Origin of the sequence: Sodalis sp. dw_96 (genome assembly GCF_018449575.1) — a bacterium.
Lineage (GTDB): Bacteria > Pseudomonadota > Gammaproteobacteria > Enterobacterales > Enterobacteriaceae > Acerihabitans.
Genome location: NZ_JAAVUT010000004.1, coordinates 340,530 through 356,074, shown reverse-complemented (window position 1 = coordinate 356,074; position 15,545 = coordinate 340,530). Strand labels below are relative to the sequence as shown.

The following is a 15,545-nucleotide window of genomic DNA, read 5'->3' as shown; positions in this document are numbered from 1 at the left end:
CTCTTACTGCGCTTGTACGCGTAGTTCCGCTGCGGAACGGCTACGGTGACCCAGCAACGCTTTCACATCACTTGATTTTGGTTTTACCAGGGTGAACCTGGAGGCCCAGGCCGGCCAATCCGCCAGGATCTCTTCCCCGCGGTGCGACCCCGTCAAGTGCACATGTTCGGTAATCAGGCCGCGCAAATGCTCTTCATGGATAGCCAGTTGATCAACGTCCAACACTTCAACCAGCTCGGTATTGACCCGTTTACGGAACTCGCCGGTCTCATCGAGCACATAAGCGAATCCGCCGGTCATGCCGGCGCCGAAGTTCACGCCGGTGCGCCCCAGCACACAGACAATCCCGCCGGTCATATATTCACAACCGTTGTCGCCGATGCCTTCCACCACGGTAATCGCGCCGGAATTACGCACGGCAAAGCGTTCCCCGGCCCGTCCGGCGGCGAACAGTTTGCCGCCGGTGGCGCCGTACAGGCAGGTATTACCGATAATCGTCGCCTCGTGACTGCGGAACGCCGAACCCACCGGCGGGCGAATCACGATGCTGCCGCCGGCCATGCCTTTACCCACATAGTCGTTGGCATCGCCGGTAAGGGTCAGTTCCACGCCGCCGGCATTCCATACGCCGAAGCTCTGGCCGGCTGTCCCGGTAAAATAGGCCTTGATGGGATCGGCGGCCAATCCCTGATCGCCATGCAGCGCGGCGATGGCGCCGGATAGCGTGGCACCCACCGAACGATCGGTATTGTGAATATCGTAATAAAAGGTCTTGCTCTGCCGGGTTTCCACGTGGGGCATGGCCTGCTCCAGCAGAGTTTTATTCATTAAGCCTTTATCAAACGGCGGATTGCTGCTCTCGGTGCAATAAAGCGCCTTGCCGGGATGCGGCTGTGCGGTTTGCAGCAGCGGCGACAAATCCAGTTTATGCTGCCGGGCGGAGATACCGTCCAGTTCATGCAGCAAATCGGTGCGGCCTATAAGGTCTACCAGTCGGGTCACCCCCAGCTCCGCCATCATTTCGCGGGTTTCCTGCGCAATGAAATGGAAGTAGTTGGTCACCAACTCCGGCAGGCCGCGATAGTGATCGCGCCGCAGCTTTTCGTCCTGGGTCGCCACGCCGGTGGCGCAGTTATTCAGATGGCAGATGCGCAGATATTTACAGCCCAGCGCCACCATCGGGCCGGTGCCGAAACCGAAGCTTTCCGCGCCGAGAATCGCCGCTTTGATGATGTCCTGCCCGGTCTTCAAGCCGCCGTCCACCTGCAGGCGGATTTTATGGCGCAGACCATTGGCCACCAAGGCCTGCTGCGTTTCCACCAGACCCAGTTCCCACGGACAGCCGGCATATTTTACCGAGGAGAGCGGGCTGGCTCCGGTGCCGCCGTCGTAGCCGGCGATGGTGATCAAATCGGCATAGGCCTTCGCCACGCCGGTGGCGATGGTGCCGACACCGGGTTCGGAAACCAGTTTTACCGATACCAGGGCTTTCGGGTTCACCTGCTTCAAATCGAAAATCAGCTGCGCCAGGTCTTCGATGGAGTAGATATCGTGATGGGGCGGTGGTGAAATCAGCGTGACGCCGGGCACCGAGTAGCGCAGGCGGGCAATATAAGGCGTCACCTTGTCGCCGGGCAGCTGGCCGCCTTCGCCGGGCTTGGCGCCCTGGGCCACCTTGATCTGTATAACATCGGCACTGGCCAGATAGGCCGGGGTCACGCCGAAACGCCCCGAAGCCACCTGTTTGATCCGCGATACCTTGTTGGTGCCGTAGCGGGCCGGGTCTTCTCCACCCTCGCCGGAGTTGGAGAAACCGCCCATACCGTTCATGGCCAACGCCAGGGATTCATGGGCCTCCGGACTCAATGCGCCGATGGACATGGCGGCGGTATCGAAGCGTTTATACAGATTTTCCGCCGGTTCCACCTGGTCGAGGGTAACCGCCTGGCCGTTGGGCTTGATGGCCAGCAGATCGCGCAGCATGGCTATGGGGCGTTCATTCACCAGCTTGGCATATTCCTGATATTCACTGTACTGGCCGCTTCGCACCGCTTTTTGCAGCGCTTTCACCACATCGGGATTGTAAGCGTGATATTCGCCGCCGTGGACATACTTCAGCAGGCCGCCCTGATCCAGCGGTTTACGTTTCAGCCAGGCGCGTTTGGACAGATTCAGCAAATCCTGTTCGAAATCGCTGAAGCCTGCGCCGCCGATACGACTTACCACACCCTGGAAACACAGATCGGTCACCTCGCGATGCAAACCCACCGCCTCGAACAGCTTTGAACAGCGGTATGACGCCACGGTGGAGATGCCCATTTTGGACATGATTTTGTACAGGCCTTTATTGATGCCGTTGCGATAATTCAGCATCACGGTACGGTAATCTTTTTCAAGGGTGCCGTTGTCTATCATGGCCGCCAGGGTTTCATAGGCCAGATAGGGGTAGATAGCGGTGGCGCCGAAACCAATCAGTACCGCGAAATGATGGGGATCGCGGGCGCTGGCGGTTTCAACGATAAGATTGGCGTCGCAGCGCAGGTTCTTTTCCACCAGACGGGTATGTATGGCCCCCACCGCCATCGGCGCCGGTACCGGCAGCCGGGCCGGGGAAATCCGCCGGTCGCTAAGCACCAGCAATACCGTGCCCAGACGGACCTTTTCTTCCGCCTCATCACACATTGCCAGCAGGGTTTGCTGCATATTCTGCTGCGTCGGATCGTAGGTGATATCCAGCGTGTCGGCGCGATAATGGCTCTCTTCCTGGGTAGTGAGCTGGGTAAAGTCGGAATAGAGCAGGATCGGCGATTTAAAGGCCAGCCGATATGCCTGGCCCTCCGCTTCGCAAAACACGTTCATTTCCCGGCCGATACAGGTGGCCAGCGACATGACATGGGCTTCGCGCAGGGAATCGATGGGCGGGTTGGTTACCTGGGCGAATTGCTGGCGGAAGTACTCGTAAATCACCCTGGGCCGGCTGGACAGCACGGCGAACGGCGTATCATCCCCCATCGAGCCGGTGGCTTCCTGGCCGTTTTCACCCAGCACGCGCAATATGGAATCCAGCTCTTCATTAGAATAGCCGAACTGCTTTTGATAACTGGCGAGCCGGCTATCGTCCAGCTCGCGATGACCCACCAGCTCGTCGGAGAGTTCTTCAAACGGCGTCAGGCGCCGGACATTCTTTTCCATCCATTCTTTATAGGGATGGCGGCTTTTCAGATCGTCATCGGTTTCCGCCGAATGCAGAATACGGCCGTTGCGGGTATCGATAACCATCAGCTCGCCGGGGCCGACGCGGCCTTTTTCCACCACTTCGTCCGGTTGGTAATCCCATATCCCCACTTCGGAGGCGCAGGTGATCAGCTTGTCGGTAGTGATGACATAACGCGCCGGACGCAGGCCATTGCGATCCAGGTTGCAAGCGGCGAAACGGCCGTCGGACATCACCAGGCCGGCCGGTCCGTCCCACGGCTCCATATGCATGGAGTTGAAATCGAAAAAGGCGCGCAGTTCCGGATCCATGTTCGGGTTGTTCTGCCAGGCCGGCGGCACCAGCAAACGCATGGCGCGAATCAGGTCCATGCCGCCGCTGAGGAACAATTCCAGCATATTGTCCAGGGAACTGGAGTCCGAGCCGGTTTCGTTGACGAACGGGGCGGCGTCCTGCAAATCCGGTATCAGGGGGGTTTTCAGCTTATAAGCACGGGCCCGCGCCCATTGGCGGTTACCGGTGATGGTGTTGATCTCGCCGTTGTGGGCCAGATAGCGAAAGGGTTGGGCCAGCGGCCAACGCGGCACGGTATTGGTGGAGAAGCGCTGGTGGAACAGGCAGATAGCCGACTCCAGCCGCAGATCCGCCAGGTCCAGGTAAAAGCGCGGCAGATCCGCCGGCATGCACAGACCTTTATAAATGGTCACCAGGTTAGAGAGGCTGCATACATAAAAGCTGCTGTCGGTCACACGCTTTTCGACGCGGCGGCGCGCCACGTACAGGCGGCGCTCCATATCGCGATCGCGCCAGCCGGCCGGGGCGTTAACGAAAATCTGCTCAATGCGCGGCAGCGAGGAGAGGGCGATGTCACCCAGCACATCCGGGTTGATGGGAACTTCGCGCCAGCCGATGATGGACAGCGTTTCGTTTTGCAGTTCCTCTTCCATTATCTGCCGGCTGGCGCGGGCTTCCTCTTCATCCTGACTGAGGAAAATCATGCCCACCGCATAGTTCTTCGCCAATCGCCAGCCGCGCTCTTGCGCCACCATGCGATAAAACCGATCCGGTTTTTGCAACAGGAGGCCGCAGCCGTCGCCGGTCTTGCCGTCGGCCAGGATCGCGCCGCGATGCTGCATTCGGGCCAGCGCATGAATTGCGGTACGCACCACTTTATGGCTGGGCTCGCCTTCGATATGGGCAATCAGGCCGAAGCCGCAGTTGTCTTTTACTTGGGATTCATCGTACAACATATTCATGGACCTCCCCAGGCTCCAGGTGACTCTTACAACCTACTGCGAACAGGCGCATCGATATTGAGCGGCAACGGGTCAAACGCGTTAACACGTTGTTTTCCCGCCGGCCCGCTCCGCGAAAAACCTTATCGTGGCGGTCTTACTCATGATAAACGACTTGCTTTAAGAAGGAGTCTCATTAACTGCATAATTATGACGCGTCGTCAGCCCCTCCGGAATTCTTCCAGCGGTCTTCCAAATTAACGAGAAACACCACGCAGGTCAAATATGCCTACCCACCGCCCCGGTTAGGAGTAAAACTCTATTAACTGATTGATCAAAAATAAATTAATAGATAATTAATAACCATTATCCCAGCAAATCAGCGCCTATGGGTGATGCGCTGTCGCACTATAGTGCAGCCCTTGAATCTCTGCACCATGCTAGGGCGGACACCTTTACCAGCAGGATATGCTGATATGGAGAATTTCTACGACTTTTGTCTCTGTTTTTACAACTTAGTGACTATTTGAATGAGCCACCGGGCTTAAATAAGAAATATTAATCATAGTGCGTATGATTTTTTTCTCATCATTAATGCATAATTATGCTTTAAAACTAAAGGCGTCAATAGGATTTGATCAGCATCATCATGCCAAGAGGATAATTCAGTTAGCATAAGCGGCCCTATCCGAATCGGATGTAAAGAATATGCAGTTGCCGCAAGTAGTCAATATGTTTGGCGGAGATCTTTTGCGCCGATACGGACAGAAGGTCTATAAACTCTCGCTGCATGGCGGGTTTAGCTGTCCCAACCGTGACGGGACCCTGGGCCGGGGCGGCTGTACTTTTTGCAATGTTGCCTCGTTTGCCGATGAGGATCGGCAATTCCAGAGCGTCGCCGAGCAGTTCGCCGGACAGATAACCCGCGTTGATCGGGCAAAATGCTATCTGGCTTACTTCCAGGCCTATACCAGTACTTATGCAGAAGTGCGGGAACTCGATCGGCTCTACCGGGAGGCATTGGCGCAGGCGGATATCGTCGGTATATGTATCGGCACGCGTCCCGACTGCGTCCCGCCGGCGGTACTGGATTTACTGGCGGATTACCGGCAACAGGGCTATGAAGTCTGGCTGGAATTAGGGTTGCAAAGCGCACAGGATAAAACTCTGCACCGGATTAATCGCGGTCACGATTTCGCCTGCTATCAGCGAACCGCCGTCCTGGCGCGGCAACGGGGTTTGCAGGTGTGCACCCATTTGATCGTCGGTTTACCGGGTGAGGACGTTACCCACAATCGGGATACCCTGGAAAAGGTGCTGGCCGCCGGGGTTGACGGACTGAAGCTGCATCCGCTGCTGGTGGTGGAAGGCAGCACCATGGCGGCCGCTTGGCGGGCGGACCGATTACCGGTGCTGACGCTTGAACAATATACCGCCCTGGCCGGCGAACTTATTCGCCGCACGCCGCCGGAGGTGCTGTTTCACCGGATCAGCGCCAGCGCCCGCCGGCCGACGCTGCTTGCACCGTTATGGTGCGAAAACACGTTTACCGGCATGAATGCCATCTATCAAGACCTGCTGGCCAATGGTTCCCAGGGCGCCGCCCTCGGCACACCTTATCATCCTGTCCCGCCTTACCGACTCTGATTAAGTTTGCCTGCACACCCAGCCGGGTAAGCCGCGCTTATCATAAACCTCGATGTTCTTTCTTCCCAGGCAATGACATGCCGCGGATTTGGCTAAAAAACTGTTTTTTGGGGTATCATTGACCGCAATGCTACTTAAGGAAACGGTTATGAAGCAAATCCGCCTGCTGGCGCAATATTACGTCGATTTGATGGTGAAATTGGGGTTAGTGCGTTTCTCGCTCCTGCTGGCCTCGGCGCTGGTGGTGCTGGCGATGATTGTGCAGATGGCCGTGACGATGCTATTGCGCGGCGAAGTGGAAAGCATCGATGTGGTGCGATCAATCTTTTTCGGTCTGCTGATTACTCCCTGGGCGGTCTATTTCCTCTCGGTGGTGGTGGAACAGCTTGAAGAATCGCGTCAGCGGCTGGCCCGGCTGGTGGATAAACTGGAAGAGATGCGCAACCGCGATCTACTGCTCAATCAGCAATTGCAGGACAACATCGCTCATTTAAACCAGGAAATCGCCGATCGCGAAAAAGCCGAAGACGCCCGCCAGGGCGCCATGAAAAAGCTCACCGAAGAAATGGCGCGGCGCGAACAGGCGCAAATCGAACTTGAACAGCAATCCTCCCTGCTGCGTTCTTTTTTGGACGCTTCCCCCGACCTGGTGTATTACCGCAACGAAAATAAGGAATTCTCCGGCTGTAACCGGGCGATGGAACTGCTGGTGGGCAAAAGCGAGAAGCAGTTGATAGGCCTGACGCCCAAGGATGTCTATGGACCGGAAATCGCCGACAAAGTGATTGAAACCGACGAAAAGGTCTTCCGCCACAACGTCTCGCTGACCTACGAACAATGGCTGACCTATCCAGACGGACGACGGGCCTGTTTCGAACTGCGCAAGGTGCCGTTTTACGACCGCGTAGGCAAACGGCACGGGCTTATGGGTTTTGGCCGCGATATAACCGAGCGTAAGCGCTACCAGGACGCGCTGGAGAACGCCAGTAGGGAGAAGACCACCTTCATTTCAACTATCAGCCACGAGCTGCGTACGCCCCTTAACGGCATTGTCGGGTTAAGTCGCATCCTGCTGGATACCGACCTCAACAAAGAACAGCTCAACTATTTGAAAACCGTTCACGTCAGCGCCATTACGCTGGGCAATATTTTCAACGATATAATCGAAATGGACAAACTGGAGCGCCGCCACGTCCAGCTGGATAATCAACCGCTGGACTTCACCGCCTTCCTGGTGGATTTGGAGAATCTCTCCGGTCTGCTGGTACAGCCCAAAGGACTGAAGCTGGTGATGGAAACCCGGGAACCGCTGCCGCGCAATATTATCGCCGACGGTACCCGATTGCGGCAAATCCTGTGGAATCTTATCGGCAATGCGGTGAAATTCACCCAGCAGGGGAAAATCATTATCCGCATCCATCGGGAAGACGCGGATATGCTGTATTTTGACGTACAGGATTCCGGCATCGGTATTCCGGAGGAAGAACAGGATAAAATTTTTGCCATGTACTACCAGGTCAAAGACCAGCAGGGGGGCAAACCCGCCACCGGCACCGGTATCGGTTTGGCGGTGTCAAAACGCCTGGCGCAGGCCATGGGCGGCGATATCCAGGTGAAAAGCCGGCGGGGTGAGGGTTCTTGTTTCAGCTTGTCCATTGTCGCGCCGGAGGTGGCTCCCGCCGAAGGAAATGAAGAGGATGAACTGCCATTGCCGGCGCTTAATGTCCTGTTGGTGGAAGATATCGAACTCAACGTGGTGGTGGCGCGCTCGGTACTGGAAAAGCTGGGCAGCAGCGTGGATGTCGCCATGAACGGCCACGATGCGTTGACCATGTTTGATCCGGACGAATACGACCTGGTGTTGCTGGATATCCAGTTGCCGGATATGACCGGCCTGGATATTTCGCGTCAGCTGCGCAAGCGTTACAGCGAACGGCATTTGCCGCCGTTAATCGCCCTCACCGCCAATGTGCTGAAAGATAAAAAAGAGTATCTGGATGCCGGCATGGACGATGTGCTGAGCAAACCGCTGTCGGTTTCAGCCCTCACCGCCATGATCAAGAAATTCTGGGACCAGCCGGATAAGGCTTCCCACGATGAGGGTGATGAACCGGCGCCGGAACATGAGGATCCTGTCATCCTGGACACCACCATGCTTGAACAATACCTGGATTTGGTGGGTCCATCGCTTATCAATCAAAGCCTGGAGATGTTCGAGAAGATGATGCCGGAATATATGGCGGCCCTTGACGCCGTCATGGCCGCCCGGGATCAACACGGTATTGCCGAGGAAGGGCACAAAATTAAAGGCGCCGCCGGTTCCATCGGTTTATTGCATCTACAGCGGCTGGCGCAACAGATACAGTCGCCAGAATTGCCCGGGTGGTGGGATAACGTGCAGGGCTGGGTAGATGATTTGCATCAGGAATGGCCGAAAGATGTGCGGATACTGCGGGATTGGACACAGGAAGCGGGTAAAAAATGACCCCGACGTTAGCCGGGGTGCGCGAATATAGCGCCAACACCAGGGAAACTGATTCTCGCCACTGTTTATTTATCGGGCGTTCTTGGTTGGCAAGTTACTAAAATTCATTACGCGGTAGTAATTAACATAGCAAAAGAACGAGATAATGTTACAAGAACCATTAAAATTTGGGATGTAGAATAGACTTTGTCAATAGAAATAAGATTTTGACCGAGATGACAGAAGAGAGATTTCTATGAAATGCGTGGGCCTCGTTTTGAGCGGCTGTGGGGTGTATGACGGCAGCGAAATACATGAAACCGTACTGACGTTACTGGCCTTGGAGCGGGCGGGCGTCGAGGTCATTTGTTTTGCGCCGGATAAGATGCAACCTATTGTAATAAATCATCTTTCAGGCAAAGAAGCAGCGGAGAAACGCAACATGCTGGTGGAGTCCGCGCGCCTTACCAGGGGACAAATTCACCCCCTGTCGGCGGCGAACGCGGATAAGCTCGATGCCCTGATTGTGCCCGGCGGTTTTGGTGCCGTGCGCAACCTTAGCGACATTGCCTTAAGGGGAATCGAGGGGGAAGTTGATGCCGATTTACGACAGCTTACCCGGCAAATACATAAGCAAAATAAAGCAATTGGTTTTATTTGCATCGCTCCGGCATTATTGCCGAAACTCATCGATACCGCCGAACCCCTGAGGTTAACCGTCGGCACTGACAGCGATACGGCGGAGATGATTGAGGATATGGGCGCTTCCCATGTGGTTTGTCCGGTGGACGATATCGTGGTGGATGCTGAAAACAAAGTCGTCACCACTCCGGGATATATGTTGGCCACTTCCCTCGTCGAACTGGCCAAAGGTATCGATAAACTGGTGTCTCGGGTGCTGGCATTGTGCGAATGAAGTTTCGGTCCGGCGAGGGTTATGGACTTCTTCGCCGGTCGGCACGGTGGCTGCTGATAGGCTGCGGGGCCATTATCGCTGTCTGGGTGGCGGCCATATTGCTGTTCGCCTTCTTGCCGGTGCCTTTCTCGGCGGTGATGGTGGAGCGCCAGGTGGGGGCCTGGCTGCACGGCGACGGCGGTTATGTGGCCCACTCCCGTTGGGTGGCGATGGATAATATTGCCCCCTCCATGGCGCTGGCGGTGATTGCGGCGGAAGATCAAAAATTTCCCTGGCATTGGGGGTTTGACCTTGAGGCCATACAGGCCGCCGCCGCGCACAATCAGCGCAGTGAACGCATTCGCGGCGCTTCCACCCTGTCACAGCAAACGGCGAAAAATCTGTTGTTATGGGAAGGGCGCAGCTACTTCAGAAAAGGCCTGGAGGCCGGTTTAACCCTGGCGATGGAAACGGTCTGGACCAAACGGCGTATTTTGACGGTGTATTTGAATGTGGCGGAATTCGGTCGCGGCACCTTTGGCGTCGAGGCCGCGGCGCAGCGCTATTTTCATAAGCCCGCCGCCCGCCTGACGCCGTCGGAAGCGGCACTGCTGGCGGCGGTATTACCCAACCCGCTGCATTTTCGCGCCGAGGCGCCCTCACGCTATGTGCAGATGCGTCAGCAGTGGATATTGCGGCAGATGCGCCAAATGGGCGGGGATCAATTCCTGCGGGAAAACCATCTTCAGTAGCCGACCCCGGCCGCCGTGGCCGGGGGAGAAGGTTATTTCAGGATGGTAAAGGCGGTGGTGACGTGCTGTACGCCGCTAACCCGGCTTGCGATGTCCGCTGCCGACTTAGCCTCTGCATTGGTCACCAGCCCCAATAAAAATACTTCGCCGTTTTCCGTCGTGACCTTTACGTTGGATGATTTCACCGCGTCGCTGGCCAGCAGCTGTGAACGGATTTTGGTGGTAATCCAGGTGTCCATCGAGGCGCGCCCCATGCTGACCGGCTGGCCCTGGCGGATTTCATTGTATACTTCGGTGGCGCCGTCGACGCCGACGGCGATTTGTTTGGCGCGGTTGGCCAGTTCGGTGGTGGGCGCCTGGCCGGTTAACAATACTTTGCCTTGATAGGCGGTTGCCACGATACGGGCTTCTTTCTTGATCTGCTGATCTTTGGACAGGGCGTTGCCCACGCGCGCTTCCAGCGTGCCGTCATCAACCTGTGTGCCTACGGTACGGGGGTCTGTGGCGGTTTTGGTCGCCACCGCGGCGCTGCCGACCACGACAGCACCGATGCATCCCTGAAGCATCAGGGCGGCGAACAGCAGTACAAATGGGTAATGCACCTTCATTCGAGCTCCTTAATCGTCCTGGTGAGGAAACAATGAATTATCAATCAAATCGCATAAACAATTCACCGTCAGCATGTGCATTTCCTGTACGCGCGCGCTGCGGTGGGAGGGAATTCGGATTTCGACGTCCTGGGGGCCGAGCAATCCGGCCAGTTCGCCGCCGTCATATCCCGTCAGGGCAATAATGGTCATATCCCGGGTCACGGCGGCTTCTACCGCTTTCACAATATCACGGCTGTTGCCGCGGGTGGAGATGGCAAGCAGAATATCGCCGGCCTGGCCGAGGGCGCGCACCTGTTTGGCATAGACTTCCTGCTGCAGGCGATCGTTGGCGATGGCGGTGAGCACCACGCTGTCCGCGTTCAGGGCTATCGCGGGTAAACTCGGCCGCTCGGTTTCGTAGCGATTGATCATGCTGGCGGCGAAATGCTGCGCGTTGGCGGCGGAGGTGCCGTTGCCGCAACATAATATCTTATTGCCGTTGAGCAGGGCATGCACCAGGGCGGTGGCGGCGCGTGAAATCGCGTCAGGCAAGGCTTCCGCCGCCGCGATTTGGGTTTGTATACTTTCGGTGAAACAGCCTTTTATTCTTTCCAGCACAGTCGTTGAACCTAATAAGTAATGGAGGAAACAGTTATACCCGTCATACTTCAAGTTGCGGATGCGTTGGCTTTCCTCGCTCACCCCAGTCACTTACCCATGTAAGCTCCTGGGGATTCGCTGCGTTGCCGCCTTCCCGCAACTTGAATTCTCTAGGGTATATTAACCCGATGCGCCGAAGGCGTTCTGCAGCCATTCTAGCCGGTAACCGGTAATTGCCAAAATATCGAAACGGCAAGCGGATGTGTCCAGGCTCCCGCCCTGCCGCGACAGCCAAACCGCTGCCGCGTGCAGTAACCGGCGCTGCTTGCGGGGAGTGACGCTCTCGGCGGCGTTGCCAAAGGCGTTATCGCGGCGATAACGCACCTCGACAAACACCCAGGTGTGTTGATCTTTCATGATTAAATCGATTTCGCCGCCGCGCACCCGCATATTGGCGGCGACAAAACGCAATCCCGCGTTTTCAAGATGGCGGCGCGCCCGGTCTTCCGCCCGCGCCCCAAGCTGCTGTCGATTTACATTATCTGTGTAATTTGTCCTTGTTGATATTTCAGCCAAGATAACTTCCTGTTAATAACACAATCCGACGTCGCCGTCAGCACGCCGGTGTCGCCTGCGACCTGGAAACCAGGAATTTGACGCATTTGTGAGAAATGGTTTACCAATGTCCAGGCATCCATCCCCATGGCATACAAACGCACCAGGGAATAATCATCCTTGAACTGGGCGCTGACCTGCTGCAGCAAGGTCGGGTTCGTTCCCGCCAGCAGCGGGATATCGCTGAACTCCAGCCCTTCCATTTCCAGACGGTAATCCGGACCGGCATCGGCCTGATAGCTGCGTGAGCTGGCATAGAGCCCTAATTGCGACCGCGAGCTGACGCGCATATCGATGGAGGGTTTGATCAACGCCAGTTCGGACGGGGTAGCGATGATATAAACCGCGTCCACCGGTCCGCCGGTGGCGGAAGGGGAGACCACGGCATCGCTGGCCGGAGCCGGAATGGTCAGGCCGGCAATGGTGACCGCCTGCGGCTGGGCGGCGGATGCCGGGGCTGTCGGAGAGGTTGAGACCGGCTGGCCGGTAAGCTGGATGCCCCCGCTGTTGATGGCCTGTTTCAAGTCGCCCATCGAGCCGATGCGCTGTTCGAGTACCGTACCGCCGCCCGCTTTGCTCCAGGCGTCGGCGAATGCCTTGACAATCCGATCTCCCAGCGAGCCGGTGGGCACCAGCAGCAGGGGTTGCTGTCTGTGCTGCTGAAAGATATGGTTCGCCGCGTCGCGGGCTTCGTCTTCCGGCGATAATGAGAAATAGCAGATGTTCGGCCGGTTTTGCAGGTTTTCAGGCTGGTTCAGCGCCAGGATATTCAAGTTATTCTGGCTGGTATAAAGCTGTTCCACCTCGTTTTTCAGCAGCGGGCCGACAATGACGGTGGCGCCGTCCTGCTGTGCCTGGGCCAGTAACGCCGGCAGCGGCTGCGAGGAGGTGTCGTAAATTTTTATTTGCGGGCCGGGGGCTGTTGCCGCCGTCGTCATGGCCGGGTTGGCGGCGGCCGCGGCACCCGGTGTGGCCGAGGTGACGACACCCTGTGGCTGTGGCGTCGCGCCGGCCGGTGTGGCCGCGGTGACGGCGCCCTGCGGCTGGGCCGCCGCGCCGTCGGCGGTGGGCGATTGCCCGTTGGCCGGTTGAGCGGCTCCCGTCGCCGGCATGCCGTTTCTGGCGGCGTTGAAACCCTGCTGGATAGCGTCGGAAAACACCTGCGCCTGGCCGGTCATGGGTAAAAACAACGCAATTTGCCCGGTGGACGTGGGTTGGTAATTAAGGACCTGGGTGAGCTGGGTCGGCAGGGTTTTGGCCGCGGGGTTCTGTGGATAACGGGTTTGCCAGTCTTTGATGCCGGCTTTCAGCAGCGCGGGATCCTGCTTGCTGTCCTGGTAGACATGCTGCAGATCCAGCCAGCCCTGAAGAACGTTCTCATTGGCGTTGATCACCAGATTAGCCTGGGATTGCGACGACATGGCCAACAGCGTTTGCCAGGTCTGATCGATATTTTGCTGATGCGCCTGATCTTTGAGCAAAGGTTCCTGTGCAATATAGGCGCGGATCACATCGATGGACGGTTGCGACTGGCCCGCGGCGATTTGCACCTGGTAATAGCGCGCCTGCTGATCCGGGGTCAGCTGGCTGCTGTCCATTTTCTGGGTGATGGCGGCGGCGTCCTGGGGACGTTTTTGCGCCACCGCCAGTTCGGCGGACAGCAGGAGTTGTTCACGTTGTTGGACATCGCTCAGCGGTTGGGGTAGCGTGCCGAGCTGCTGCTGCGCCTGATCGAGCCGGCCTTCGTTGATTAATGCCCGTATGGCGAGTAATTGGTAGTCGGTCTTGGTATCATTGCCTGCCTGCTGCATTTGCTGCAAATAATAATCGGCGTTGGCGCCGGTTTTGGTTTGAGCTGTGCCGGACGGGGTTTGCGGTGCCTGGCCGGAACAGGCGGCCAGGATAAGTGCGACCAGCACGGCGGGTATAAGACGCCCTGTTTTAAAACTCATGACATATGAGGAAAGCATACTGTGTCCAGTGATGTTTTTTTCAAGATGCTCAATATTAAATCGGCAATCCGGATGAGACAATGAATCAACACCAGCAAGCGGATATTTCCGCATCAACGCTTTATGTGGTACCGACTCCCATTGGTAATCTGGAAGACATCACCCAACGGGCGTTGTCGATACTTCAGCGTGTTGACCTGATTGCCGCCGAAGATACCCGTCATACCGGCTTATTGTTACAACATTTTGCCATAAATGCGCGCTTGTTCGCGTTACATGATCATAACGAACAGCAAAAAGCGGAAGTATTGCTGGCGAAGCTGCAAGAAGGACAGAGTATAGCGCTGGTTTCAGACGCCGGCACGCCGCTGATTAACGATCCGGGCTATCATCTGGTGCGCCGGTGTCGTGACGCCGGTATCCGCGTGGTGCCGCTGCCCGGGCCTTGCGCCGCCATTACCGCTCTGTCCGCCGCCGGGCTGCCTTCCGATCGTTTTTGTTACGAGGGTTTTCTGCCGGCTAAACGCAAAGGCCGGCAAGATAGTCTGTTAGCCTTGGAGCACGAACCGCGCACCCTGATTTTTTACGAATCCACCCATCGGTTACTGGACAGCCTGCAGGATATGGTGACGGTGTGGGGGCCGGAAAGGTACGTGGTGCTGGCGCGGGAACTTACCAAGACCTGGGAAAATATTCACGGCGCCCCGGTGGGGGAATTGCTGGCCTGGGTCCTGGAAGATGGAAACCGCTCCCGGGGCGAGATGGTGCTGATTGTAGAAGGATTTCACTCCCAGGAAGACGCGTTGCCGCCGGAATCGCTGCGTACCCTGGCCCTGCTGCAAAAAGAACTGCCGCTGAATAAAGCCGCCGCGCTGGCCGCTGAAATCCACGGCGTGAAGAAAAATGCGCTCTATCGTTATGCCTTGGACCAGCTTGGGGATGACAATTGATTGAAAAGCCCTTATACTCCGCGCCGGAGTTGACCAGACAGTCGCCGCGTAACCGGTTTTTCTCGGGAAGAACATCTTTCGGGAACAACAGTTACGGGGAGGAAAGTCCGGGCTCCATAGGGCAGGGTGCCAGGTAACGCCTGGGGGGTGCAAACCCACGACAAGTGCAACAGAGAGCAAACCGCCGATGGCCCGCATGCGGGATCAGGTAAGGGTGAAAGGGTGCGGTAAGAGCGCACCGCGCGGCTGGCAACAGTCTGCGGCACGGTAAACTCCACCCGGAGCAAGGCCAAATAGGGGTTCACAAGGTACGGCCCGTACTGAACCCGGGTAGGCTGCTTGAGCCAGCGCGCGAGCGCTGGCCTAGATGAATGACTGTCCACGACAGAACCCGGCTTACCGGTCATCTCCGACATTGCGTTAACCCCATGCCCGTTAATGGCATGGGGTTTTTTTTGCTTCAGGTTGACGCCAGTAAGGCTGCGCTCAATACCTTCACGACTCACTTGGCGGAAATGGGTCGTCCTCTTGGGATTCAAGTTAACAGCGCCTATCCAGGCTGGGTTCGCACAGACCTTGGCACTGAACACGCTGAAATGTCTATTGACGAAGGCGTAGTAACGATAGTTGA

Annotated in this window: 10 protein-coding genes and 1 other RNA gene; 6 read left to right on the top strand and 5 right to left on the bottom strand. The window is 56.9% G+C overall.

All coding sequences use genetic code 11. The features are described 5' to 3' along the window. Window positions 1-3: 3 nt before the first annotated feature. Complete coding sequence (gene gltB, locus HB631_RS09320) at window positions 4-4,464, bottom strand: glutamate synthase large subunit (RefSeq protein ID WP_213990954.1); 4,461 nt, start codon at window positions 4,462-4,464, stop codon at window positions 4-6. A gap of 693 nt (window positions 4,465-5,157) precedes the next feature. Between gltB and HB631_RS09315 the strand changes: the two genes are divergently transcribed. From HB631_RS09315 to mtgA, 4 genes are all read left to right on the top strand, one after another. Continuing rightward, window positions 5,158-6,096 carry a TIGR01212 family radical SAM protein gene (locus tag HB631_RS09315; protein WP_213990861.1) on the top strand — a complete coding sequence of 313 codons (939 nt, stop codon included), beginning with the start codon at window positions 5,158-5,160 and terminating at the stop codon, window positions 6,094-6,096. 148 nt (window positions 6,097-6,244) lie between these two features. Next, a complete protein-coding gene (gene arcB, locus HB631_RS09310) occupies window positions 6,245-8,581 on the top strand; it encodes an aerobic respiration two-component sensor histidine kinase ArcB (protein WP_213990860.1) in 2,337 nt (778 codons plus the stop codon). 235 nt (window positions 8,582-8,816) lie between these two features. After that, window positions 8,817-9,476, top strand: a complete 660-nt coding sequence (gene elbB, locus HB631_RS09305) for an isoprenoid biosynthesis glyoxalase ElbB (protein WP_213990859.1) — start codon at window positions 8,817-8,819, stop codon at window positions 9,474-9,476. Continuing rightward, window positions 9,473-10,207 (top strand): monofunctional biosynthetic peptidoglycan transglycosylase, encoded by a 735-nt coding sequence (gene mtgA / locus HB631_RS09300; RefSeq protein WP_213990858.1) that lies wholly within the window; start codon window positions 9,473-9,475, stop codon window positions 10,205-10,207. The genes elbB and mtgA overlap by 4 nt, the downstream gene beginning before the upstream one ends. A gap of 32 nt (window positions 10,208-10,239) precedes the next feature. Here mtgA and dolP read toward each other — a convergent pair whose 3' ends face one another. The 4 genes from dolP to HB631_RS09280 all read right to left on the bottom strand — a co-directional run bounded on the left by dolP (window position 10,240) and on the right by HB631_RS09280 (window position 13,982). Beyond that, on the bottom strand, window positions 10,240-10,815 hold the full coding sequence (dolP, locus tag HB631_RS09295) for a division/outer membrane stress-associated lipid-binding lipoprotein (RefSeq protein WP_213990857.1): 576 nt from the start codon (window positions 10,813-10,815) through the stop codon (window positions 10,240-10,242). A gap of 9 nt (window positions 10,816-10,824) precedes the next feature. Then, window positions 10,825-11,415: a DnaA initiator-associating protein DiaA gene (gene diaA, locus HB631_RS09290; RefSeq protein WP_213990856.1), complete on the bottom strand. Its 591-nt coding sequence runs from the start codon at window positions 11,413-11,415 to the stop codon at window positions 10,825-10,827. A 162-nt stretch (window positions 11,416-11,577) separates the two neighbouring features. Then, entirely contained in the window at window positions 11,578-11,973 is a 396-nt protein-coding gene (locus HB631_RS09285) for a YraN family protein (protein ID WP_213990855.1), read from the bottom strand. Beyond that, on the bottom strand, window positions 11,931-13,982 hold the full coding sequence (locus HB631_RS09280) for a penicillin-binding protein activator (RefSeq protein ID WP_213990854.1): 2,052 nt from the start codon (window positions 13,980-13,982) through the stop codon (window positions 11,931-11,933). Before HB631_RS09280 ends, HB631_RS09285 begins: the two co-directional genes overlap by 43 nt. Window positions 13,983-14,044: 62 nt before the next feature. Between HB631_RS09280 and rsmI the strand changes: the two genes are divergently transcribed. Both rsmI and rnpB read left to right on the top strand, forming a co-directional pair. Next, a complete protein-coding gene (rsmI, locus tag HB631_RS09275) occupies window positions 14,045-14,914 on the top strand; it encodes a 16S rRNA (cytidine(1402)-2'-O)-methyltransferase (RefSeq protein ID WP_213990853.1) in 870 nt (289 codons plus the stop codon). A gap of 25 nt (window positions 14,915-14,939) precedes the next feature. Then, window positions 14,940-15,329, top strand: an RNA gene (gene rnpB, locus HB631_RS09270) — RNase P RNA component class A. Window positions 15,330-15,545: the final 216 nt, after the last annotated feature.

Excerpts from the sequence above, each read along its gene's own strand:
- HB631_RS09315 (WP_213990861.1), top strand. The coding sequence starts at position 5,158 with ATGCAGTTGCCGCAAGTAGTCAATATGTTTGGCGGAGATCTTTTGCGC.
- gltB (WP_213990954.1), bottom strand. The coding sequence starts at position 4,464 with ATGTTGTACGATGAATCCCAAGTAAAAGACAACTGCGGCTTCGGCCTG.
- dolP (WP_213990857.1), bottom strand. The coding sequence starts at position 10,815 with ATGAAGGTGCATTACCCATTTGTACTGCTGTTCGCCGCCCTGATGCTT.
- HB631_RS09280 (WP_213990854.1), bottom strand. The coding sequence starts at position 13,982 with ATGCTTTCCTCATATGTCATGAGTTTTAAAACAGGGCGTCTTATACCC.
- rsmI (WP_213990853.1), top strand. The coding sequence starts at position 14,045 with ATGAATCAACACCAGCAAGCGGATATTTCCGCATCAACGCTTTATGTG.
- elbB (WP_213990859.1), top strand. The coding sequence starts at position 8,817 with ATGAAATGCGTGGGCCTCGTTTTGAGCGGCTGTGGGGTGTATGACGGC.
- mtgA (WP_213990858.1), top strand. The coding sequence starts at position 9,473 with ATGAAGTTTCGGTCCGGCGAGGGTTATGGACTTCTTCGCCGGTCGGCA.
- arcB (WP_213990860.1), top strand. The coding sequence starts at position 6,245 with ATGAAGCAAATCCGCCTGCTGGCGCAATATTACGTCGATTTGATGGTG.